20 protein-coding genes are annotated in these 23,535 nt (G+C 68.4%); 15 read left to right on the top strand and 5 right to left on the bottom strand.

The features are described from left to right. Window positions 1-15: 15 nt before the first annotated feature. Both nudC and E3T22_RS11515 read left to right on the top strand, forming a co-directional pair. Window positions 16-981: an NAD(+) diphosphatase gene (nudC, locus tag E3T22_RS11510; RefSeq protein WP_088455642.1), complete on the top strand. Its 966-nt coding sequence runs from the start codon at window positions 16-18 to the stop codon at window positions 979-981. Then, window positions 974-2,695 carry an ATP-dependent helicase gene (locus E3T22_RS11515; RefSeq protein WP_241980347.1) on the top strand — a complete coding sequence of 574 codons (1,722 nt, stop codon included), beginning with the start codon at window positions 974-976 and terminating at the stop codon, window positions 2,693-2,695. Before nudC ends, E3T22_RS11515 begins: the two co-directional genes overlap by 8 nt. Here the strand turns inward: E3T22_RS11515 and E3T22_RS11520 are convergent. Beyond that, on the bottom strand, window positions 2,586-3,491 hold the full coding sequence (locus tag E3T22_RS11520; protein WP_166789296.1) for a TOMM precursor leader peptide-binding protein: 906 nt from the start codon (window positions 3,489-3,491) through the stop codon (window positions 2,586-2,588). The genes E3T22_RS11515 and E3T22_RS11520 overlap by 110 nt on opposite strands. 109 nt (window positions 3,492-3,600) lie before the next feature. Between E3T22_RS11520 and E3T22_RS11525 the strand changes: the two genes are divergently transcribed. The 6 genes from E3T22_RS11525 to E3T22_RS11550 all read left to right on the top strand — a co-directional run bounded on the left by E3T22_RS11525 (window position 3,601) and on the right by E3T22_RS11550 (window position 11,715). Beyond that, window positions 3,601-5,172 carry an SDR family oxidoreductase gene (locus E3T22_RS11525; RefSeq protein ID WP_134480626.1) on the top strand — a complete coding sequence of 524 codons (1,572 nt, stop codon included), beginning with the start codon at window positions 3,601-3,603 and terminating at the stop codon, window positions 5,170-5,172. 131 nt (window positions 5,173-5,303) lie between these two features. Further along, window positions 5,304-5,864 carry a GDSL-type esterase/lipase family protein gene (locus tag E3T22_RS11530; protein ID WP_088455645.1) on the top strand — a complete coding sequence of 187 codons (561 nt, stop codon included), beginning with the start codon at window positions 5,304-5,306 and terminating at the stop codon, window positions 5,862-5,864. 76 nt (window positions 5,865-5,940) lie between these two features. Further along, the gene (locus E3T22_RS11535; protein ID WP_134480627.1) at window positions 5,941-7,839 is read left to right on the top strand and encodes a DUF2207 domain-containing protein; all 1,899 of its coding nucleotides are present in this window, start codon (window positions 5,941-5,943) and stop codon (window positions 7,837-7,839) included. After that, the gene (locus E3T22_RS11540; RefSeq protein WP_240632417.1) at window positions 7,839-8,177 is read left to right on the top strand and encodes a DUF6804 family protein; all 339 of its coding nucleotides are present in this window, start codon (window positions 7,839-7,841) and stop codon (window positions 8,175-8,177) included. Before E3T22_RS11535 ends, E3T22_RS11540 begins: the two co-directional genes overlap by 1 nt. A 202-nt stretch (window positions 8,178-8,379) precedes the next feature. Next, entirely contained in the window at window positions 8,380-10,554 is a 2,175-nt protein-coding gene (locus E3T22_RS11545) for a DEAD/DEAH box helicase (RefSeq protein ID WP_088455647.1), read from the top strand. Window positions 10,555-10,686: 132 nt separating this feature from the next. Beyond that, window positions 10,687-11,715 carry a 6-phosphofructokinase gene (locus tag E3T22_RS11550; RefSeq protein WP_088455648.1) on the top strand — a complete coding sequence of 343 codons (1,029 nt, stop codon included), beginning with the start codon at window positions 10,687-10,689 and terminating at the stop codon, window positions 11,713-11,715. A 67-nt stretch (window positions 11,716-11,782) separates the two neighbouring features. Here the strand turns inward: E3T22_RS11550 and E3T22_RS11555 are convergent, their stop codons facing one another. After that, on the bottom strand, window positions 11,783-12,046 hold the full coding sequence (locus E3T22_RS11555; RefSeq protein WP_088455649.1) for a mycoredoxin: 264 nt from the start codon (window positions 12,044-12,046) through the stop codon (window positions 11,783-11,785). A gap of 57 nt (window positions 12,047-12,103) precedes the next feature. On the opposite strand from E3T22_RS11555, the gene E3T22_RS11560 reads away from it, so the two are divergent. The 3 genes from E3T22_RS11560 (at window position 12,104) to E3T22_RS11570 (ending at window position 14,270) form a co-directional block, all read left to right on the top strand. Continuing rightward, window positions 12,104-12,580 (top strand): 8-oxo-dGTP diphosphatase, encoded by a 477-nt coding sequence (locus E3T22_RS11560; protein WP_088455650.1) that lies wholly within the window; start codon window positions 12,104-12,106, stop codon window positions 12,578-12,580. Between the two features lie 170 nt (window positions 12,581-12,750). Then, window positions 12,751-13,941, top strand: coding sequence for an inorganic phosphate transporter (locus tag E3T22_RS11565; RefSeq protein WP_088455651.1), 1,191 nt, complete (start codon window positions 12,751-12,753; stop codon window positions 13,939-13,941). Continuing rightward, entirely contained in the window at window positions 13,938-14,270 is a 333-nt protein-coding gene (locus E3T22_RS11570) for a peptidase (RefSeq protein ID WP_088455652.1), read from the top strand. The genes E3T22_RS11565 and E3T22_RS11570 overlap by 4 nt, the downstream gene beginning before the upstream one ends. Before the next feature lie 84 nt (window positions 14,271-14,354). On the opposite strand, the gene E3T22_RS11575 is transcribed toward E3T22_RS11570, so the two are convergent. Beyond that, complete coding sequence (locus tag E3T22_RS11575) at window positions 14,355-15,629, bottom strand: uracil-xanthine permease family protein (RefSeq protein WP_134480628.1); 1,275 nt, start codon at window positions 15,627-15,629, stop codon at window positions 14,355-14,357. Window positions 15,630-15,754: 125 nt separating this feature from the next. Here E3T22_RS11575 and E3T22_RS11580 point away from each other — a divergent pair, with 125 nt between their 5' ends. The 4 genes from E3T22_RS11580 to E3T22_RS11595 all read left to right on the top strand — a co-directional run bounded on the left by E3T22_RS11580 (window position 15,755) and on the right by E3T22_RS11595 (window position 21,852). Next, window positions 15,755-17,365, top strand: a complete 1,611-nt coding sequence (locus E3T22_RS11580) for a carboxylesterase/lipase family protein (protein ID WP_134480629.1) — start codon at window positions 15,755-15,757, stop codon at window positions 17,363-17,365. 162 nt (window positions 17,366-17,527) lie between these two features. Beyond that, window positions 17,528-18,994 (top strand): NCS2 family permease, encoded by a 1,467-nt coding sequence (locus E3T22_RS11585; RefSeq protein ID WP_241983671.1) that lies wholly within the window; start codon window positions 17,528-17,530, stop codon window positions 18,992-18,994. A 384-nt stretch (window positions 18,995-19,378) separates the two neighbouring features. Next, a complete protein-coding gene (locus E3T22_RS11590) occupies window positions 19,379-20,899 on the top strand; it encodes an aspartate ammonia-lyase (protein WP_103431286.1) in 1,521 nt (506 codons plus the stop codon). Between the two features lie 38 nt (window positions 20,900-20,937). Beyond that, window positions 20,938-21,852: an alpha/beta fold hydrolase gene (locus E3T22_RS11595; RefSeq protein ID WP_370448629.1), complete on the top strand. Its 915-nt coding sequence runs from the start codon at window positions 20,938-20,940 to the stop codon at window positions 21,850-21,852. A 41-nt stretch (window positions 21,853-21,893) separates the two neighbouring features. Here E3T22_RS11595 and E3T22_RS11600 read toward each other — a convergent pair whose 3' ends face one another. Next, window positions 21,894-22,667 carry a glycosyltransferase family 2 protein gene (locus E3T22_RS11600; protein ID WP_134480631.1) on the bottom strand — a complete coding sequence of 258 codons (774 nt, stop codon included), beginning with the start codon at window positions 22,665-22,667 and terminating at the stop codon, window positions 21,894-21,896. Beyond that, entirely contained in the window at window positions 22,657-23,532 is an 876-nt protein-coding gene (locus tag E3T22_RS11605) for a fumarylacetoacetate hydrolase family protein (protein ID WP_088455658.1), read from the bottom strand. Before E3T22_RS11605 ends, E3T22_RS11600 begins: the two co-directional genes overlap by 11 nt. Window positions 23,533-23,535: the final 3 nt, after the last annotated feature.

Raw genomic sequence — 23,535 nt, forward strand, 5'->3', positions numbered from 1 at the left:
TTTTTGAGGGGTCTCATGTCGTTCAGGTTCACGGCCACGCTGCCACTGTCCAGGCACGCCGTTGATCGCGACAACGACGCCCGCGCCCAACCCGATTTGTTCGAGCGGCTCTGGGCGGATGCCGGCACCCGGGTTCTGCCGCTCTGGCGCGGTACCGTGCTGCTCGCCGCCGCCGCCGGGAACGACCGGCCCCGGTTGTTGTTGCTCGAGCCGGCCGATCTCACCATCGACCCGGCGGCCGCCCTGCGGGTCTACCTCGGCCTGTCGCTGGACGCCGACGCCGCCGAACCCGTCGGCACCCCGCTCGTGGCCGTGCCGCTGGACGATGACCAGGCCGCCGCGCTGGAACCCGACGCGTCGAGGTGGGTGGGCCTGCGCGACTACGCCACCCTCCTCTCGGACCGGGACACCGGCATCCTCACCGAATCCCTCGGCATCCTGCACTGGCACGATTCGCACCCGCACTGCCCGCGCTGCGGCGCGGCGACCGACGTGACCACAGCCGGTTGGGTGCGACACTGCCCCGAGGACGGCAGCCAGATTTTCCCCCGCACCGACGCGGCCGTGATCGTGCTGATCACCGACGACCGCGACAGGGTGCTGCTGGGCTCCAACGCCATGTGGGAGGCGAACCGGTATTCGCTGCTGGCCGGCTTCGTCGAACCCGGCGAATCGTTCGAGTCCGCCGTGGTGCGTGAGGTGTTCGAGGAATCCGGCATGCGGGTCACCGACCCGGTCTACCGCGGGTCGCAGCCGTGGCCGTTTCCGGCGTCGATCATGGTCGGCTTCACCGCCCGTCTGGCCGATAGCCAGCAGGCCGGCTCTCTGGTACCCGACGGCACCGAGATCCTGGATCTGCGCTGGTTCAGCCGCGCCGAGCTCGCCGACCCCGAAAACGGCATCATGCTGCCCGGCCCATCGTCGATCGCCCGCGCACTCCTCGACGACTGGCTGGCTCAGCCGGAGCAGCCCGGTGTCTGACCGGTTGACCCCCACCGCCGAGTCCTTGCTCACCGGACTCGACGAGCAACAGCGCATCGCCGCCGAAGCCCTGATCGGGCCGGTCTGCATGCTCGCCGGCGCCGGCACCGGCAAGACCCGCGCCATCACCCACCGCATCGCCTACGGCGTGATGAGCGGCGCCTACTCGCCGAACCGGGTGATGGCGCTCACCTTCACCGCCCGCTCCGCCGCGGAGCTCCGCGGCCGGCTCCGCCAGCTCGGCGCCGGCGGCGTCGCCGCGCGCACCTTCCACGCGGCCGCGCTGAGCCAGCTGAACTACTTCTGGCCGCACGTCGTCGGCGGCCAAGCGCCCCGCATCCTCGAGGGCAAGGGCCGGCTGCTCGGTCACGCCGCCGAGGTCCTCAAACTCAAGCTGGACACCGCCACCCTGCGCGACCTGGCCGGCGAGATCGAGTGGCGCAAAACCAGCGGCCTCAGCCTGGACCAGTACGCCACCGCCGGCCGTGCCCTGCCCGGCCGGCTCGACATCGACCAGACCCTGGACATGCAGGCCGGCTACGAACGGCTCAAGGACGACCGCAAACAGATCGACTTCGAGGACGTGCTGCTGGCCATGGCCGGCATGATCGAAGCCGAACCCTCCGTGGCGCTGCAAGTGCGTGAGCAGTACCGGTTCTTCGTCGTCGACGAGTTCCAGGACGTCTCCCCGCTGCAGTACGACCTGCTCAAACTGTGGCTCGGCGACCGGCGGGACCTGTGCGTGGTCGGCGATGCCAGTCAGACCATCTACTCCTTCGCCGGGGCCCGGAGCGACTACCTGCTCGACTTTCCCAAGCACTACGAGGACGCCACAGTGGTACGCCTGGAACAGAACTACCGGTCAACGGCCGCCATCGTCGCTACCGCCAACCAGCTGATGCGCGGCCGGCCCGGCGCGCTGTCGCTGCACGCCGCCGTCGCCGAGACCGGGGTGGAGCCCGCCGTACGGGAATACCCCAACGACATGGCCGAGGCCCGCGGGGTGGCCCAAAGCATCTTCGAACTCGTCGAAGCCGGGGTGCCACCGGAGAACATCGCGGTGTTGTACAGGGTCAACGTGCAGGCCGCGCTGCTCGAGACCGCGCTCGGTGATGTCGGCGTGAGCTTCCAGATCCGCGGATCGAAGCGGTTCTTCGACCTGCCCGAGGTGAAGCAGGCGGTGATGTCGCTGCGCGCGGCATCCGTGTCGATCATGGGCGAACCGCTGTTCAAATCGGTCAGCGACGTGCTGCGGGGCCTGGGCTGGAGCCAGACCGCGCCGGAAACCCGCGGCGCGGTGCGCGACCGCTGGGAGGCGTTGAACGCGATCATGGGGCTCGTCGACCAGGCCGCCCCCGGCACCACCTTCCGTCAGTTCACCGACGAGCTGATGGAACGCCAGGCCGGCCAGCACGAACCGACCGTCGCCGCGGTGACCCTGGCCACCCTGCACTCGGCCAAGGGCCTGGAATGGGACGCCGTGTTCGTGGTGGGGCTCTCCGAGGGTCTGGTGCCGATCAGCTACGCCGGCACCTTCGAGCAGGTCGACGAGGAACGCCGGTTGCTCTACGTGGGTGTCACCCGGGCGCGGAAACGCCTCTCGCTCAGCTGGTCCGCGGCCGGAAGCCAGCAGCGTTCCCCGCGAGAACGATCACGCTTTCTGGCAGAAATCGGCATCCGCACCGCTCGTGCGGCCGGTGCGCGCGGCGTCTGACCGTCAGCGATTCAGCGTCGATCGCCAGTGACGCGGCCGCGAACTCGTTCGAGGACGCGAACACCCGCTCGTGCACGATGCCGGCCGCCGTCGAGGCCACCTCGATGCCCATCCGGGTCGTTTCGGTGGGTGCCGTGCGGTGCAGCAACTGGCTGGCGATCGCGGGCCAGGCCGGGTCGAGGTCGACCTGCTCGAGGTCCAGGCAGGTCAGGCACGGGCCGGCCCCGGGTTCCACGAGCGGGCCGACCCGCACTTCGGCGTCGCTGAACAGCACCGGCAGGTGCGGCACATCCCGCCGCAACCAGTGACCGTGCCGCTCCGGAGCGAGCACGAAATGGTCCACGATCACGGCCAGATCAGGGAGCTGCCCTGGCGTCGCAACCGTGATGCCCAGGTCGACCAGCAGGTGCCGAATGCGGTCGGCGGTGGCCCCGGCGCCGTCCACGCAGACCACCGGACGGTTGCCGCGGTGCACCGGGGTGGCCCTCCTGCTGCCGAACCAGGTGGCTGTGAGAGGGGCGGTGTCGGTACCGGGCTCCGCCGGCTGAGTGTCGAGGCCGACCAGCGCGGGGGCCAGGGCGGAGAGCAGGGCGGCGGTCGCCGCATCCGTCGCACCGGACTGTCGCCCGAGCATCAGCGCACCCGACCGGGGAATCCCCACCCGGAGCGCGGCGATGACGCTCTCCAGCGGAGCCGTCACCCCCGGTACGATCGCCAACGGCCGGTCGATGCCCAGCTGGATGGTGTCCGGCGTGCGCCAGACGAGCGGATACCGCGGGTCGAGTCGAAGGATCATCCGGCGATCTTCCCTCAGACCGGCCGTCGCCGTCGGATCCATCCACAGGCCCGGATTGCCGCCTGGGAATATGCAGGTCCAGCCCAGACTCCACCCCTAGGCTGACGCAATGATTGAGAAGACCGCACGCCGCGTACTGGTCACCGGAGCCACCGGCTACATCGGGGGCCGACTGGTTCCCAAACTCCTCGAGGCCGGTCATACCGTGCGGGTGCTCGTGCGCTCGCCCCAGAAACTGACCGACGTGCCGTGGGCCGATGACGTCGAGATCGTCGAGGGCGACCTCGGCGATCGGGCCTCGGTGGACAGGGCCAGCGCCGGCATCGACGTGCTCTACTACCTGGTGCACTCGATGGGAGCCAGGGGCGACTTCGAGCAGACCGAACGCACCGCGGCCCGGAACGTGGCCGGCGCTGCGGCCGAGGCGATGGTTTCGCGCATCGTCTATCTCGGCGGCCTGCACCCCGACAGCCCGACCCTCTCGCCGCACCTGCGTTCTCGCGCCGAGGTCGGCCGCATCCTGCTGGACTCCGGCGTGCCCACTGTCGCCTTCCAGGCCGGGGTCGTCATCGGCTCCGGGTCGACGTCGTTCGAGATGATCCGGCACCTGACCGATGTGCTGCCGTACATGCCGGCGCCACGGTGGGTGCGCAACTTCATCCAGCCCATCGCGGTGCGCGACGTTTTGCACTACCTGGTCGCCGCCGCCGATGTGCCCGCGGACGTCAACCGCACCTTCGACATCGGCGGTCCGGACGTGCTGCGGTACGGCCAGATGATGAACGGCTACGCCGTCGAAGCGGGCCTGCACCAGCGCCCGATCGCGCCACTGCCGGTGCTCACCCCGTGGCTCGCGTCGCAGTGGGTCAACCTGGTCACGCCCATCCCGCGCAGCCTGGCCGTGCCGATAATCGCGTCGCTGCAATACGACTGCGTCATGCACGAACACGACATCGACGCGGTGATCCCACCGCCGGCCGGCGGCCTCACCACCTATCGCCGGGCCGTGCGCCTGGCCCTGGGCCGGGTGCGCGACGGCGACGTGGAAACCAGCTGGCAGAACGCCGCGACGGAAGGGGCATCGAGCAACCCGCTGCCCAGCGACCCCGACTGGGCCGGTCACCTCGTGTACACCGACCTCAAGGAGAAGCGCACCTCCGCCAAGCCGGCGGACCTGTGGCGGGTCATCGAGAGCATCGGCGGGGAGAACGGTTGGTACTCGTTCCCGCTCGCCTGGGCGGTGCGCGGTTGGATGGACAAGGTCGTCGGAGGAGTGGGCCTGCGCCGCGGCCGCCGGCATCCCGACCGGCTGCAGACCGGCGACGTGCTCGACTTCTGGCGCGTCGAACGCATCGATCGAGGCAGCTTTCTGCGGTTGCGCGCCGAGATGCGGGTGCCCGGCCGGGCCTGGCTCGAGATGCGTGCCGAGCCCACGGATGACGGTGGCTCGATTTACCGCCAGCGTGCGGTGTTCTTCCCGCGCGGACTCGGCGGCCGGCTGTACTGGTTCTCGATCCTGCCGTTCCACGGCGTGATCTTCAGCGGCATGGCCAACCGCATCACCGCCGCCGCCGAAACCGAAGCTGCCGAAACCGAAGGCGCCACCCTCGCCACCCAGCCGGGGATCCCGATCGGTGCCCCACCGGCGGCCACGACCGCGGAGGCCGCCATCGGCTCCTGACCCGCCCCCCGCTGACCGCTCATCCGTCCGGCGAGCTCGAGGGGGAGCCGGCTGACGGGACCTTGCCAGTTTCGACCCTAGCCACCGTGCACCGCGGAGCGCATCATGGAAGCAAGCGGTGAGGAGTCCAGATGTCCGGTGCGGTGGTGTTCGTCGGCGATGGTCTCAGCGCGGGCGCTCGATGGGAGGAACGGTTCCCCGACCTTGAGGTGCAGAACCTCGGCGTGAACGGGGACACGACAGATGAGGTCCTGGGTCGGCTCGATCAGGTTGTGCAGGCCGACCCCGATGCCGTCGTCCTGCAGGTGGGTACCAACGATGTGGGCTGGAACCGTTCGGACGAGTACATCGTGCGCAACATTGAGACCATCCTGTGCACCCTGCGCAAGCAGCTGCCCGGCACCCGGCTGCTCATCCAGTCCGTGCCCCCGAGGGAGAAGGAATTCGTGCACGTGATCCGGTCGGTCAACCGACACCTGCGCCAGTTCGCGCCGACCGTCAAGGCTCGCTACCTGGATCTCTGGCCGGTGTTGGCCGCCGAGGACGGCACGCTCAGCGCCGAATGGTCGGCCGATCACCTGCACCTCATCGAAGCCGGCTACGTCGTCTGGTTCACCGAGCTACGGCCCGCACTCGTCGACCTGCTTGAACACCCGCCGGAAACGCTGTCCGTCAGCCGGCACCCCGCCTGACGCACCCGTCGCGGCACCGGAGAGAAACGCACACGGCCGGTGACCGGTGTCTGACCTCCCTCGGTACCATGAGACCATGCACCGACCCGTCAGTTTCCGCCTCCGACTGTCGTTGGCCGCGACGATTCTCGCCGGGCTCACCCTCCTCGGCGCGAGCCCTGCGTCGGCTTTGGCCGCCCCGGCCCGCGCTGCCGGAGCGACATTCGCGCCCCAGTCGGTTTCGGCCGGCGTCGACGATTTCAGCTTCGCGTCCCTGCACGCCGACTACAGGCTCGACCGTGACGAGGAGGGCCATTCCACCCTGGCCACCACCGAGACCCTCGTCGCCCAGTTCCCCGAGACCGACCAGAACAAGGGCATCCGGCGGCAGATCCCCACCCACTACCGGGGTGAGCCCACCAACCCGACCAACGTCAGGGTCACCGACGAGAACGGCACCGAGCGGGACTACGAAACCGACACCGACAGCGACGACTCCGATGACGAGTTCCTCATCATCACCATCGCCGACGATGACTTCGTCCACGGCGAACAGACCTACGTCATCAGCTATACCCAGAAGAACGTCGCCCACTTCCCCGATGACACGACGGATGAGGAGTTCTTCTGGGAGGTGAACGGCACCGGCTGGGCCCAGCCGTTCGGCACCGTCTCCGCCACGGTGCACGTGGCAGCCGACCTGGTTCCCGCCCTCACCGGTCAGACCGCCTGCTACCAGGGCGTGTCGACATCCGGCGCGACCTGCGACACGCTCGACAGCGCCGCCGACGGCGACGAATGGGTCATTGAGGCCACCGCACGCGACCTGGGCCCGCACGAGGGCCTCGCCCTCGCTGTGGGCTTCGACGAGGGTACTTTCGTCCCCAGGGACGATTCGTTCACCGCCAACGTGTTCCCGACGATCGCGTTGCTCGCGGCTCTGGCCGCGCTGACCACGGCCGTGATCGGCGTCGCCCTGCGCAACACCCGCTGGCGCAACCGGCCCGGCCGGCCCACCATCATCGCCGAATACCTGCCGCCCACGGGCGTGAACCTGTTGCAGGCCGGCGGTGTTCTCGGCGCCAAGGCCAGCGGCAAGTCCCTCACCGCCCAGTTCCTGCAGTTCGCCGTGAACGGCAACGTGCGGGTCCTCGAGGGCGACGGCAAGAACCACTACCTCCTCGAGTTGCGCAGCCGGGCGGGCATTGACCCCACCGAGCGTGCCGTCCTCGACGCCCTGTTCCCCGCCCACCGGCCCATCGGCACCATTCGGGACTTCAAGAAGACGGATGCGAAACTGGGCACCGCCCTGACCGCCGCCAAGAGTGACGCCCGCAAGCAGTTGATCACCGACGGGCTCCGAGAGAAGAAGGGCGGCGCCCTCAGCGGTTGGCTGTTCGGTGTGGCCATCGTCGCCGGCCTCGTCGCGATGATCGCGAGCATAGTGTCGTTCGCCACCGAGGTCGCCGGCGCGTGGCCCGCGCTGCTCCTGGTCGTTGGCCTGGGCGCCGCGATACTTACGATCGCCGTGACGGCCGACGTGCGCCCGCTCACGGCCCGCGGCGCCGAACTGCGCGACTACCTGAAGGGTGTTTCCGTGTACATCTCACTGGCCGAAGCGGACCGACTTCGGGTGCTGCAGAGCCCCGCCGGCGCCCTGCGCACGCCGTCCCGGCCGGATAAGACTCCCGGTGCGGTGGCGACCGACCCCGTGCAGGTGCTCAAGCTCTACGAGCGACTGCTGCCGTTCGCCGTGCTGACCGGTCAGGAGAAGGAGTGGTCCACGGTGCTGGGCGACTACTATGCCGGTGCCCACCAGCAGCCGGACTGGTACGTCGGTACCGCGCCGTTCAGCGCCGCGTACTTCGCCACCGGCGTCTCAGCGTTCGCCACGTCAGCATCGACGGGTATCGCAGCCAGCTCGGCCGGTTCCGGTTCGAGCGGTGGTGGCTCCGTCGGCGGCGGAGGCGGCGGCGGCGGGGGAGGGGGCGTCTGATGGGCACCCCGGCAGAACCTGCCTATACCCGCTCGGCCCTGGCACCCGGCCTGCTCGGCGCGATCGCGCTGCTGGCCGGGCTGGCCCTGCTCGATGTCGACAGCTTTGTAATCATCCGGTACATCGTCAGCATCCTGGCTCTCATCATCTGCGTCTTCGTCATTCAGGCCAAGGCGTGGTGGTGGCTCATCGGGCTGGTGCCGATCGCGGTGCTGTGGAATCCGATCGTCGTGATCGAACTGCACGGGCAGGGCTGGGTGTCCGCTCAGTTCATTGCCGCTCTGGTCTTCATCATCGTCGGAATCCGGACCAAGGTCCCGACCGCTGTGCACCGCTAAATCCGGGGGCGGGCATAGACTAAGGATGCGTCTGGAGCCGGGCTCGACCGTGGCCCCGCGGCCATCAGTGCACAAGTGACTGAAAGCTGCGGCGTCCCGCTGCTCGATCATGGGGTTCGGCGTATCGATCGCACAGGCATCCTGCGGATGCGCAACACGACCAGCGCGCATTGAGTGATGCGCTGGTGTGAAGTGGAGAAAAATGGCACACACCCGCCCCAACGGAGCGGGCCGCGCTGGAGCCGGCAGCGGTCGAACACGTCAACGACCGCGCTCGCGCGACGACGACGCCCCGATCATCCCGATCCTCGCCCGCAAGGTGCGCGAGGTCGAAGCCAAGGCTCAGAGCGGCACCAAGCTCGGCCCCACCAACCGCACCAAGTACCAGGTCATCGCGCTGCTGATGCGCGAAGAACGCGCCCGCGTGAAGACCGACCCCGAACTGACCGACGCGAACCGCGCCGAACTTCTCAAACGCCTCGACGGTATCGCCCAGATCCTCGCGAAGACCGCGGCCCGCGACACCAGTCTGATCACCCTGCTCGAACCGGATGCCGGCGTCTCCACCGTCGCCCAGCGGTTCCGCCGCGACTGGCTGTTGGAATCGGGCGCGGAACTCAGCCCGGACGAACTCATCATCACCCGCGAACCCGAGGCCAAGCCCGAGGTGCCGCAGAACCAGGTCATCCCGCAGTCCGTGCGTGCCCGCCAGATGGCCAATCCGTTCCTGGCCCCCGACTTCAGCGCCGTGAAGGCCGCGCCGGTCTCTGCCGCCCGTCGCCTGGCCAACTGGGAACTGCTCGGCCCGCTGTTCAAGGCCTTCGAGTTCGGTTCCGGCGGCCAGGCCGCCAGTATGGACCTGCCCGAAGCGCCCAACGTCGACAGGTTCTCTCCGCGCGGCATGGAGCTTATGCGCCACCAGGCACGGTTCGTGGAAAGCGCCCGCCTCGGCCACCGCAGCTACCTGCTCGCCGACGAGCCCGGCCTCGGCAAGACCGCGCAGAGCCTGCTCGCCGCCTCCGTCGCCGGTGCCTACCCGCTGCTGGCGATCGTGCCCAACGTCGTGAAGATGAACTGGGTGCGCGAGGTCGAACTGTGGACGCCGCACCGTCGCGCCACGGTCATCCACGGTGACGGCGACACCCTCGACGCCTTCGCCGATGTCGTCGTGGTCAACTACGACGTTCTCGACCGGCACCTGGCCTGGCTCGGCACCCTGGGCTTCAAGGGCATGGTCGTCGACGAGGCCCACTTCATCAAGAACCTGCAGTCGCAGCGGTCCAAGCACGTGCTCAGCCTCGCCGAGCAGATCCGCCGCCGCACCCCGGGCAACAACCCGCTGCTGATGGCGCTGACCGGAACCCCGCTGATCAACGACGTCGACGACTTCCGCGCCATCTGGCAATTCCTCGGCTGGATCGACGGCGACAAGCCGACCGCCAAGCTCATGGCACGCCTGGAGGAAACCGGGCTCACCCCCGCCGATGCCGGCTTCTACACCGCGGCCCGCGCCGCGGTCATCGACATGGGCATCGTGCGCCGCCGCAAGGTCGACGTCGCCGCCGACCTGCCCGCCAAGCGCATCGCCGACCTTCCGGTGGAGCTCGACAGCGAACTGGGCCGTTCCATCCAGAAGGCCGAACGTGAGCTCGGCGCCCGCCTGGTGCAGCGGTACAAGGCCCTCGTCGCCGCGCGCCACCCCGGCGTGCGCAACCCGGAGATCGACGACGAGCAGCGCGCCGCGTACATCCGCGCCGTCGCCCACGCCGATCTCGAGGAATCCAAGGGCACCAGCACCGGTGAGAACGTGTTCACCATGGTGCGCAAGATCGGTCAGGCCAAGGCCGGGCTCGCCGCGGACTACGCGGCCCAGCTGGCCCACTCGGTGGGCAAGGTCGTCTTCTTCGCCAAGCACATCGACGTGATGGATGCCGCGGAGGAGATCTTCGCCAAACGCGGCCTGCGCACGGTGTCGCTGCGGGGCGATCAGAGTGCCCTGGCCCGCCAGGCCGCGATCGACTCGTTCAACACCGACCCCGAGGTCGCCGTCGTGGTGTGCTCGCTGACCGCGGCCGGAGTCGGCGTGAACCTGCAGGCGGCATCCAACGTGGTGCTCGCGGAACTGAGCTGGACGGCGGCCGAGCAGACCCAGGCCATCGACCGGGTGCACCGGATCGGCCAGGCCGAGCCTGTCACCGCCTGGCGGATCATCGCCGCACACACTATTGACGCGCGCATCGCCGAACTCATCGGCAGCAAGCAGGGCCTCGCGGCCCGCGCGCTCGACGGGGCAGACGAAGACGTCTCCGCGGCAGATTCAGTGCAGGCCAGCGCGTTGGTATACGTACTCACGCAGGCGCTGGACGGTGAGCTGTAACACCGGGCCGGAAGTCCCTACCTCAGAGCAGCGCCGCCGGTGTTGACTTGATCCAGGCCAATGCTCGCCGCCATGATGGTGGACGGGCGATCCGCCGAAACACACATGCATGTAATAAGGAGTAGCCAAGAAATGAAGATCGGTATCCTCACCAGCGGCGGAGACTGCCCGGGCCTCAACGCAGTGATTCGGGGTGCCGTCCTCAAGGGGGGACGCGCATACGACTCGGAGTTCGTGGGCATCCGCAACGGCTGGCGCGGGCTGGTACAGGGCGAGTTCATGAAGCTCGACCGGCACAGCGTTCGTGGCCTGTCCCGCCAGGGCGGCACCATCCTGGGTAGCTCGCGCACCAACCCTTACGAGGGCGAGAACGCGGGTCCGGAAAACATCCAGAAGACTATGGACGCCGAGGGTATCGACGCCATCATCGCCATCGGCGGGGAGGGCACCCTCACGGCTGCCCGCCGCCTCACGGATGCCGGTATCAAGATCGTCGGCGTGCCCAAGACCATCGACAACGACCTCGCCGCCACCGACTACTCCTTCGGCTTCAACACCGCCGTCGAGATCGCCACCGAAGCCATCGACCGTCTCCGCACCACCGCTGACTCCCACGGCCGCTGCATGGTCGTCGAGGTCATGGGCCGCCACGTGGGCTGGATCGCCCTGCACTCCGGCATGGCCGGCGGAGCACACGCCATCCTCATCCCCGAGCAGCCGCAGACCATCGAGCAGATCTGCGAGTGGGTCGAGAGCGTCCGCGACCGCGGCCGCGCGCCGGTCCTCGTGGTTTCCGAAGGATTCCTGCTCGCCGAAATGGGCGAGGCGCACTCGCACAAGGGCCTGGACGCGTTCAACCGTCCGCGCCTCGGCGGCATCAGCGAGCTCATTGCCCCGATGATCGAAGAACGCACCGGCATCGAAGCACGGGCGACCGTACTCGGCCACACCCAGCGTGGTGGCGCCCCGTCGGCCTACGACCGGGTGCTGGCCACCCGCCTCGGCATGTCAGCGGTCGACGCCGTCATCGAGGGCAAGTGGGGTTCGATGGTTTCCCTCAAGGGCACCGACATCCGTAACGTCAGCATCGCCGACGCCACCATGGACCTCAACCGGGTCACCCAGGAGCGTTACGACGAAGCGGCCGTGCTCTTCGGCTAAACCCGTACTCATGACAGAACTGCCCGGACGACTCAGGTCGGCCGGGCAGTTTCTGTCTGACGACAAGTCAGGCGGCGGGTGCGAGCTTGGCCTGCACCTGCGCGAGCGACGGGTTCGTCGCGGCCGAGCCATCCGGGAACAGCACTGTCGGCACGGTGCGGTTGCCGCCGTTGAGGCTCATGACGAGCTCTGACGTGCCGTCGACCTCTTCGACGTTCACCTCGGTGTAGCCGATGCCGACCTTGTCGAGCTGACTCTTCAGGCGCGAGCAGTAGCCGCACCAGGTCGTGGTGAACATCGTGATAGTTCCGGTCTCAGGCACAAAATCCATGGGTACAGCGTAACCGAGGATTCTGGAGCCCCGCGGGGCGCTCGCTACGATGACACCATGACCGAACTGCCCCAGGTGTGCGTGTGCTACCTCACCCGCCTCTCCGAGACCGGCGAGCCCCAGGTTCTGCTCGGCCGCAAGAAGAAGGGCCTGGGTCTGGGCAACATCGTCGGGCTCGGCGGCAAGCTCGAACCCGGTGAATCCGCCCTGGATGCCGCGGTGCGGGAGATCGAGGAGGAGTCGGGCCTGACCGTGGGAGCCGACGCGCTCACCCCGATGGGGGTGCTCACCTACCTGTTCCCGCACAAACCCGCCTGGAGCCAGCGGTCGAACGTCTTCGTCACCGACCGGTTCAGCGGAATTCCCCGCGAATCCGACGAGCTGAACCCTGAATGGTTCACGATCGCCCGGCTACCCGTCGACGAGATGTGGGATGACGCCAGGCACTGGCTGCCCGGTGTGCTGGCCGGACAGCGGGTCGAGGCCACGTTCACCTTCGGTGCGGACCTCGCCACTGTCGTGGCCCGCGACTGACGTCCTGCCACCTGAATTCCGGGTGAACGACGAATGAACGCACCCTGAATTGACCTGCCCGCCTCAGGCTGTCAGGATCAACGAGGCCCGGTTTCGAGCCAGCCATCTCTCTTGCGTGCCGGTTATGTATGTACCCGACCACGGTTCGGGTAATACAAGGAAAGACGCCGGTGGATTTCACCCTTATCGTCGCGCTGGTCATCGCACTGGCACTCATCTTCGACTTCACCAACGGATTCCACGACACGGCCAACGCCATGGCCACCCCGATCGCAACCGGGGCCATGAAGCCCAAGGTCGCGGTCGGTGTCGCGGCGGTTCTCAACCTCGTCGGAGCGTTCCTGTCCACCGAGGTCGCCAAGACGGTGTCCGGCGGCATCATCAAGGAGGGTGACGGAGGAATCCAGATCAGCCCGGAAATGATCTTCGCCGGACTGATCGGCGCGATCGTCTGGAACCTGATCACCTGGCTGCGCGGCCTGCCGTCCAGTTCCAGCCACGCCCTGTTCGGCGGCCTCATCGGCGCCACCATCATCGGGGTGGGGGCGCAGGCCGTGGCCTTCGACGTCGTCCTGGCCAAGGTGATCCTGCCCGCGCTGATCGCTCCGATCACCGTCGGCATCGTCGCGTACCTCGCCACCCGCCTGGCCTACGCCATCACCCGCCGCGACGCCGGCAAGCCTGATGGCCGCGGCGGCTTCCGCTACGCGCAGATCTTCTCCTCGTCGCTGGTGGCCCTCTCGCACGGCACCAACGACGCGCAGAAGACCATGGGCGTCATCACCCTGACCCTCATCGCCGGTGGTTACCAGGCCGTGGGTTCGGGACCGCAGTTCTGGGTGGTGGCGTGCTGCGCCCTCGCGATCGCGATCGGTACCTACACCGGCGGCTGGCGCATCATTCTCACCATGGGCCGTGGGCTCACCGAGATCAAGCCCGCCCAGGGCTTCGCTGCCGAGACCAGCACCGCCGCGACCATCCTCGCGTCCAGCCACCTCGGCTTCGCTCTCTCCACCACCCAGGTCGCCTCCGGGTCGGTCATCGGCTCCGGCCTGGGCCGACGCGGCTCCACGGTGCGTTGGGGCATGGCCGGCCAGATCGCGCTGGGTTGGCTGCTCACCCTGCCGGCTTCCGCCATCATGGGCGCGTTCGCCGCAGGTCTGGCCCTGCTCGGCCCGATCGGCATCGTGCTCGACGTCGTCATCGGCACGGCCGTGGTCTACGTGCTCTTCCAGTGGTCCAAGCGCGACAGGATCTCACACGACAACCTGCACGACATCGATGACGCGGGCCACGTCGTGAAGATCAGGAAAACGCCCCGCAAACCGTCCCGCAAGGACCGACAGAAGGTTGCACTGTGATCGACTGGGCCGCTTTCCTCGTTGTCGCGGCAGCCGCGCTGGTGTCCTCGGCCGTCGTTGTCTCGCTCTACTCGCTGGGCCTGCGCCTGCTCACCACGGCCGGGCGCATCCCGACGGTGGAACCCGCCGAGTTCACCGGCGCGATCACCGTGCTCAGCCCGGCGCGGGCCGCGAAGGACGCCAAACGCGCCCGTAAGGCCCTCAAGGCCAACCCGCTCACCGACATCCAGAAGTCGGTCGCTCAGTACGCAGGCTACCTCTGCTTCGGGCTGTGCGGCCTGATCGTGCTCTACGGCGTCTACCTGATAGTCCCCGCGCTGCACCAGTAGCGACCAGCCCCGCGAACCGAGAGAAAAGCCCCGAAAAACCGCTCGGGAAGGTGCTCAGCTCACAGTTCGCGGGCCGGCGGGGGGCTACGCCGTGCGGCGCACCCGGGCCACCCAGGTCATCAGGTGGTAGATCACGATGGCGGCCACGGTGCCCAGCGCGATGCCGTTGAACGTGAGGGTGCCGGCGCTGAAGGTGTAGTCGGCGATGCCGATGATCAGGGCGGTGGCGGCGGTGAACTGGTTGACCGGCTTGCTGAAGTCCACTTTGTTGTCGAGCCAGATCTTCACGCCGATGATGCCGATGAGCCCGTACAAGGCCGTCGTGACGCCGCCGAGCACGCCCGCCGGGATGGTGCTGATGACGGCGCCGATCTTGGGGGAGAGGCCCAGCAGCACCGCGGTGATGCCGGCCACCCAGTACGCGGCCGTCGAGTAGATCCGGGTGGCGGCCATCACGCCGATGTTCTCGCCGTAGGTGGTGGTGCCGGAGCCGCCGCCGAAACCGGCCAGAACCGTGGCGAGGCCGTCGGCGAGCAGGGCACGGCCGGTGAGCTTGTTGACCGAGCTGTCGGTCATCTGCGCGACACCGCGGATGTGGCCCACGTTCTCGGCGATCAGCACCAGCACCACGGGGAGGAACGCCGGCAGGATCGCCCACACCGCGGGGTTCTCGAACGGGTTCGTCAGCAGGGTCAGCGGCGGCAGGCCGACCCAGGCGGCGTCACCGACGGCGCTGAAGTCGACCTCGCCCTGGATGACCGCGGCGATGTAACCGACGATGACGCCCAGGAAGATCGACAGACGGCCGAGGATGCCGCGGAACAGCACCGTTGAGAGGATGACGGCGGCGAGGGTGATCAGCGCGGTGAGCGGCGCGAGGGTGAAGTTGGCCTTCGCCACCGGTGCCAGGTTGAAGCCGATCAGCGCGACGATCGCACCGGACACGACCGGCGGCATCAGGGCGTCGATCCAGCCGGCCCCGGTGAACTGCACGATGGCGCCGACCAGTGCCAGCAGCACTCCGACGGCCAGGATGCCGAACAGCGCGCTGCCCATGCCCGCGGTAGCGACGGCGGCGGTGATCGGGGCGATGAACGCGAACGACGACCCGAGGTAGGACGGCAGTTTGTTGCGCGTGATCAGCAGGAACAGGATCGTGCCGATGCCGGAGAAGAGGATGGTGGTGCTCGGCGGGAAACCGGTGATCAACGGGACCAGGAAGGTCGCGCCGAACATCGCGACCACGTGCTGGGCTCCGATGCCGATCGTAATCGGCCAATTCAGGCGTTCGCCGGGGGCCACGACGTCGGTCGGGCCGACGGTCTTACCGTCGCCGTGCAGGGTCCAGGGCAGTGCCATTGGTGTCTCGTTTCTCTGGGATCCGGCCGCACGCATACCTCGCGCAGCCCTAGCTGAGCGTAGTGCTCCGCCAGCCGCACCACCGAGTTTGCCCCGGGGTCAGCGGACCGGATTAGGATCACCCCATGACTTCGCATACCGGCGCGCGCGCTCTCGATCCCCTCGAGATCCGGGTGTCCGGCGGGCTGGTGCGCGGCGTCAGCGAGCGCGGAATCCGCGCGTGGCGAGGCATCCCCTATGCGGCTGCTCCGGTGGGCCCACTGCGTTTCCGCGCCCCCGCCGCGGCTCCGCCCTGGCCGGGCGTGCGCGACGCGACGGAGTTCGGACCGGTCGCCGCCCAGAGCCATAAGGGCCAGTTCCTCGGCGCGCACCCGCGCATCCCGCAGAGCGAAGATTGCCTGGCCCTCAACGTGATCGCCCCGGATGCGCCGATCGACGACGGGGCGCTTCGCCCCGTAATGGTGTTCGTGCACGGCGGCGCGTACAGCGTCGGGTCGTCGCGCGAGAATCCCCGCCAGGGTGAGGGACTGGTCCGCCGCGCCGGGATCCTGTACGTGAGCATGAACTACAGGCTGGGCGCGCTCGGCTACCTCGACTTCAGTCGCTACTCCACGCCCGAGCGGCCGTTCGAGAGCAACCTGGGTCTCCGCGACCAGGTCGCGGCGCTTGCCTGGGTGCGCGCCAACATCCGTGCGTTCGGCGGCGACCCGGAGGCGGTGACCCTGTTCGGCGAATCGGCCGGCGGCAACGCGGTGACCACCCTGATGACCGTGCCGGCGGCCGCGGGGCTGTTCCAGCGGGCCATCGCCCAGAGCGCCCCGCCGAACGCCGTGTACCCGCCGGCGCTGACCGCCGAGTGGGCGGCGACATTCGTGCGCATCCTCGCCGAGCAGGCCCCCGCTGCCCCGGCATCGCCGACCGCCGGCGCAGGGCACCAGGCCGAACCGCCGGTGAGTTCGGGCCTGACCGACGCCGAGGCCGTTCGTCTGCTGCTGGACGCCGACCCCGCCCGCCTCGCCCAGGCCACCACCACCCTCACCGTGCGCTCGCCCGACCAGTACCCAGGCACCATCCCGCTCTGCCCGGTCATCGACGGTGATTTCTTGCCCGAACGGCCGCTGGACGCGTTCCGCGACGGCCGGGCGCACCGCATCCCGCTGCTCATCGGCACCAACCAGCGCGAGGGTTCGCTGTTCAGTGGCCGCATCGACATTCTCGCGTCAACGCCGCCGCGCATGCGGGCGGTCTTCGCCAACACCAAGAAGAAGGCCAAGAAGGCCCTCAAAGCGCAGTACCCGGGCATCCCCGCGGCGCGGGCCGCGCTCGACTTCGGCGGCGACTACTCGTTCTGGTATCCGAGCGTGAAGGTGGGCGAGCGGCACTCCAGATACGCCCCGGTGTACTTCTACAGGTTCGACGCCGCGCCCCGGCTACTGCGTCGGATGGGCCTGGATGCCACGCACGGCCTCGAACTGTTCCCACTCTTCGACAGACTGGACGGCTGGTTCGGCCGGGGCATGACGGTGCTCGGCGGCCGGCGGGAGTTCAAGGCCATCGGTGCGCGCATGCAGGGTTGGTGGCTGGGTTTTGCCGGCACGGGCGTTCCGGATGCCGCCTGGCCGCCATATACCGAGGCGGACAGGTTGACGCTGGTCATCGACAGCCGCGACCGGATCGAGGCCGATCCGCAGGCCGAACGGCGGGTCGCCTGGGGCAAATTCGTGCCGCACGTTTAGCCAGCCAGGTTGGGCCGATTATCACGGCCGCGGGACGCGTCGTAGACTAAGGCGTTTGGCACGCCGCCGCACACCGACCGGGAGAGCATCATTTCCGCATCAGAGCACGAGTCCACCGCAGCAGCCCCAACCGCCACGACAGGCACCTCGACCGGAACACCATTGGCGTCCGGTCCATCCGAGCCCACGGGGCGCGGTACCAAGTCCGTGCTCGACCGGTATTTCGAGGTCACTCGCCGCGGCTCCACCTGGAGCCGCGAGGTGCGTGGCGGCCTGGTCACCTTCGTCACGATGGCCTACATCGTCATCCTCAACCCGCTGATCCTCGGCGGCTTCAGTGCCGACCAGGCCGCGGTGGATGTCGCCGGCAACTGGCTGCCCAACGGCCAGGTCGCCGCGGTGACCGCGCTCACGGCCGGGGTGATGACCATCCTGTTCGGTGTCATCGCCCGACTGCCGTTCGGTTTCGCCGCCGGGCTCGGTATCAACTCGTTCCTGGCCGTGAGCGTCGTGGGCCAGGTCACCTGGCCGGAGGCCATGGGCCTGGTCGTCATCAACGGCCTCATCATCGTGTTGCTGGCATCCACGGGCCTGCGCGAAATGATCTTCACCGCCGTGCCCCGTCAGCTCAAGATCGCCATCACCGTGGGGATCGGCCTCTTCATCGCGTTCATCGGCCTGGTCGACTCCGGTTTTGTGCGCTCCAGCGGCGTCGCCTCCCCGCCCGTGCAGCTAGGCGAGTCCGGTTCGGTCGCCAGCCTGCCCACAACGGTGTTCGTGATCGGGCTTTTGCTGATCGGTGTGCTTGTGGCCCGCAAGGTCAAGGGGGCCCTGCTCATCGGTATCGTCGGCACCACGGTGCTCGCCGTGATCCTGGAGGCCATCTTCAAGGTCGGTCCTTCGCTCGGCACCAACCCGGCCGGTTGGAACCTCAACGCCCCGGTGCTGCCGACCAGCTTCGTCGCACTGCCCGACCTGTCCCTCGTGGGCGAGGTGAGCTTCGGCGCGTTCGAGCGCATCGGTGTTCTTGCGGCAGTGATGCTGGTCTTCACGCTGGTCTTCACGAACTTCTTCGACGCCATGGGCACCATGACCGGGCTCTCCAACGAGGCCGGTGTCGCCGACAAGGACGGCAACTTCCCCCGGCTCAAGTCGGCGCTGATCGTCGAGGGCGTCGGTGCCGTCGTCGGTGGCGCCACCTCCTCCTCGTCGAACACTGTCTTCATCGAGTCCGGCGCCGGAATCGGTGAGGGCGCCCGAACGGGCTTCGCGAACGTCGTCACCGGGCTCTTGTTCCTGGCCGCAATGTTCTTCACCCCGCTCACCCAGATCGTTCCGCTCGAGGTTGCCGCAGCGGCCCTCGTGATCGTGGGTGCCATGATGGTGTCGCAGATCCGGTTTATCGACTTCAGCGACTTCTCCATCGTGCTGCCGGTGTTCCTCACCATCATCGTGATGCCGCTGAGTTACTCGATCGCCAACGGCATCGGCGCCGGCTTCATCAGCTGGGTCATCGTGCGCTCGCTCTCCGGCAAGGCGCGTGAGATCAGCCCGCTGCTCTGGGTCGTCGCGGTCGGCTTCCTGGTCTTCTTCGTGCGCGGTCCCGTCGAGGTCCTGTTCGGCGTCTAACGGATGCGCGCGCCCGCCACCGCGACTGGCCGGCTGTGACCTGACATTTGAGGCCTCCTGGATGCGTTCCAGGGGGCCTCAACTGGCTTCTGGTGCGTGCGCCGTGCGAGGGATGCGCTACTCCAGTAAGCCGCGTAGCTCCGCTGAAGGCTACGAGGCCATCGAACACGACGTCCTCCCCGAGGAGCCCGCCGCCACGTAACTTGTGGAGTCGCACCTGCGTTTTCTTGCACAGACCCTGCCCGGAGACGACGGTTACCTGCGTAACGCAGGCGAAACGTGCGGCTCCGGTGCCGGGCCGGGGCCTCGCGATAGAGTGGGTCGGTCATGAGCCACAAGCTCTTCACCGAAGGCAATGGAGCCCACGTGCACCCCACCAGCAGCATGTCCGCAAGAACCGAAACGACGAACGCCGAATTGACCATAGAAGACACGACCAGCCCCCAGGATCTCAGCGCCGACATCCCCGCCGTCACCCCCGGCTTCCGCATCGAGCGCGATTCGCTCGGCCGAGTCGAGGTCCCCGCGGACGCCTACTGGGGTGTGCACACCAAGCGGGCGCTGGAGAACTTTCCCATCGCCAAGCGTCCGATCTCGGTCTACCCCGACTTCGTCGTGGCCCTCGCCTCGGTGAAGCAGGCCTGCGCCCGCGCGAACGCCGAGGTGGGCGCGCTCTCCCAAAAGCGGGCCGACTGGATCGACGCCGCCTGCCAGGAGATCATCGAGGGCAAGCACCACGACCAGTTCGTGGTGGGAGTCATGCAGGGCGGCGCCGGCACCTCCACCAACATGAACGCCAACGAGGTCATCTGCAACCTCGCGCTGGAAAACGCGGGCTATGGGCGCGGCCGCTACGACATTCTCAGCCCGATCGACCACGTCAACCGCAGCCAGTCCACCAACGACACCTATCCCACCGCGATCAAGATCGCCCTGGCGTTCTTCCTCAAGCACCTGCTCCGCGAACTGAAAGCGCTGCAGGGCTCCTTCTCGGTCAAGGCCGACGAGTTCGAGCAGATCCTCAAGGTGGGGCGCACCCAGATGCAGGACGCGGTGCCGATGACCCTCGGCCAGGAGTTCCACGGCTTCGCCACCACCCTCGGCGAGGACTACGACAGGCTCACCGAGACGATCTGGCTTCTCGCCGAGGTCAACCTGGGCGCCACCGCGATCGGCACCGGCATCACGGCCGATCCCGGGTACGCGGCCGCGGCCATCCGCCACCTCAATCTGATCACCGGGCTCAAGCTGGAGGCGGCGCCGGACCTGATCGAGTCGACCAGCGATGCCGGCAGCTTCATGTCGTTCAGCGGCAACCTCAAGCGCAGCGCCATCAAGCTCTCCAAGATCTGCAACGACCTGCGGCTGCTCTCCTCCGGCCCGCAGGCTGGGTTCGGCGAGATCAACCTGCCGCCCCGCCAGGCCGGTTCGAGCATCATGCCCGGCAAGGTCAACCCGGTCATCCCCGAGGTCGTCAACCAGGTTGCCTTCGCCGTCGCCGGGGCGGATGTGACGGTGACGATGGCCGCAGAGGGCGGGCAGCTGCAGCTCAATGCCTTCGAACCCGTCATCGCGCACTACCTGTTCCAGAGCCTCACCTGGATGACCCAGGCGATGTGGACCCTGCGGGTGAACTGTATCGACGGCATCACCGCCAACGAGGACCGGCTCGCCGCTATGGTCGGCTCGAGTGTCGGCGTGATCACCGCGCTCATCCCGCACATCGGCTACGCGGCCGCCGCGGCGCTCGCTCAGACGGCGCTGCTCACCGGGCGCAACGTGTCCGACCTGGTGGTCGAGGCCAACCTGATGACCAGGGAAGACGTGATGCGCGAGCTCGAACCGGCCCGGTTGTCCGGGATGCGGCCCGACACCGGAACTTCCTCGATCCCCATCATCGAGTAGGCCCGCCGAGGAAAGGCGGGCGGCGCTACTCTGGTGCCGTGTCCCTGCGTGTGAGGCAACCGCTCCACAGGAACGAGCCGATCCGGCCCGATCGACTCGCGATGCTCGACGCCGCCCTGCCCGACCTCGACTGGACGATCCTGCCGCCGGGCACCGAGCGGTTCAGGTTCCACGCGCCCAGCGGCCGGCTGGCCGCCATCGGGCTGGGCCGGCGGGGCGACCCGCGGGTCCTTCTCGTGCCGGGGGCCACCGGGTCGAAGGAGGACTTCGTGCTGCTCGCGCCGCTGATCGCCGACGCCGGCTACAGGGTGGAGAGCTTCGACCTCGCCGGCCAGTACGAGTCCGCGGCGGCCGGGCCGGTGCAGGGCCGGCGTTTCGATTACGACCTCTTCGTTGCCGACCTGGTCGCGGTGCTGGAATCGGGGGAGAGCCCGGTGCACGTGCTCGGCTACTCGTTCGCCGGCCTCGTCGCCGAGCTGACCCTGGCGCGGCGGCCGGAGCTGTTCGCCTCGCTGGTGTTGCTGACCACGCCGCCGGGGCCCGGCCAGACCTTTCGCGGTGTGCGCTGGCTCGGCTCGATCAGCGGCCTGGTGCCCGCGCACACCATCGCGTCCCTGATGATCTGGGGCATCGTCACCAACCGCAACCACACCCGGCCCGGCCGTCTCGACCTGGCGCGCAGGCGGTTCGGTTACACCCGGCGCACCAGCCTCGACCAGATCATGGCTCTGATGAAGCACACCCCAGATGTGCGCAGGGAACTGGCCAGCAGCCGGGTGCCCAAGCTCATCGCCGTGGGCGACCGCGACCTGTGGAAGGTGGCGCAGCACCGGCGCTTCGCCCACCGGATCGGCGCGGACCTGCGCGTCTACCCTGCCGGGCACAGCCCCTGCGAGACCACCCCGCACCAGCTGGCCCGCGACCTGCTCGCTCTCTACGCGAGCGGTCGCTGACGGCAGGGATTCCTGGTTGTGAGTTGCCGCAAAACGACCTGTCAGAGCGCGCGAAGCGGTCTTTTGCGGCGACTCGCCGCGCGCCGGCGGATGCGCCAGGGCGAGTAGTCCGGCCAGCCCGAGAAGAGAGTGCGGCCGGCCCACGCCACCCGGCGGCCGAGCCCGCGCGGGGTCTCGAACGGGCGGGCGGAGATCGCTACTCTGAGGGAGCGGTCGAGAGTGACCGGTTCGTCGCGGCCCAGGTGCATGCTGAAGTCGAGGTCGTCGTGCACATCGTTGCGGGTGCGGCGAACCCTGTCGCGATTGGCGGCCCAGACCTGTCGGCGCATCGCGAAATTCGATCCGAACAGCGGCGGGTGGCCCAGCCAGAACCCCATCCAGCGGAAGTAGCCGCCGATGTAGACCCGGCCACCCAACCAGGCTGTGACGGGGCCGCAGTTGTAGAAGTCGCCGGGACCGGTGTACACGGCGGTGTCGGGATGGGTCGTGAATCGGGCCTCGATCCGCTCCAGCCAGTCCACCGGGGGCACCGAGTCGGAGTCGAGCCGGGCGATCACGTCGCCGGTGGCCGCGTCGTAGCCGGCCGCGGCGGCCGGCCAGATTCCCCGCAGCGGTTCGCGGACCAGGCACACACCGGCGGCGGTGGCCACTGCGGCCGTCGCATCCGTGCTGGCGTTGTCGACCACAATGATCTCGTCGGCCGGCCGGCGCTGCTGAGACAGTGCGCGCAGACAGGTGCGCAGGAAGTCGGCGTCGTTGTAGACCGGGATGACGACCGAGATGGTGACCGGTGGCCGGCCAGGCTCAGATTTCACGGCAGTGGGTCGTGAGGAGCCCGATCCGGTCGATGGAGACGGTGACGGTCGAGCCGTCCTTGAGGAACACCTGCGGCTTGCGGCTGTAGCCGGCGCCGCCGGGACTGCCGGTGGAGATCAGCGTGCCGGGTAGCAGCGTGGACGTCAGCGACAGGTAGGCGATGATCTCGGCCACCGTGCGCACCATGTCGCCGCTGGAGGCGTCCTGCAGGATGCGCCCGTCGACGTGGGTGGTCAGCCAGAGGTTCTGCGGGTCGGCGATCTCGTCTGCGGTGACCACCAACGGGCCGGTGGGGGTGAACCCGTCGAACGACTTGCACCTGGACCACTGCGCCTCGGAAAACTGCAGGTCGCGGGCGGTGATGTCGTTCACGACGGTGTACCCGAAGACGTAGTCGAGGGCGTCGCGAACCGACACGTTGCGGGCGGGCCGGCCGATGATCACGCCGAGTTCGGCCTCGTAGTCGACCTGGCCGGTGAGGTCGCTCGGCCAAGAGATGATCGACTCGTGGCCGGTGAGCGAGTTCGGCCACAACGAGAACACCGTCGCGGCGGTCTCGCTGCGCAGCTTGAGCTCGGAGGAGTGGGCCGCGTAGTTGGCGCCGATCGCGATGATCTGCGGGGGGCGCAACACCGCAGACGAGTGCCGCAGATCGTCGATGGGGGTGAGGCTGGCACCGTGGGTCAGCGCGTTCGCGGTGAGCGCCCGCACCCTGTCGTATTCCGGGGCGCCCTTCTCGAGGAGGTCCTGGAGGTCGCGCGGGGCGTCATCGATCACCTCGTCGAGGAAGAGTGCCGCGTCGTCCACCACGATGGCTAGACGGGGGGTGGATTGGCCTTCAACTCTGAGATGCGCAAACTTCACTTC

This window comes from Cryobacterium sp. TMB3-10, from assembly GCF_004402305.1.
In the GTDB taxonomy this organism is placed as follows: Bacteria; Actinomycetota; Actinomycetes; order Actinomycetales; family Microbacteriaceae; genus Cryobacterium; species Cryobacterium zongtaii.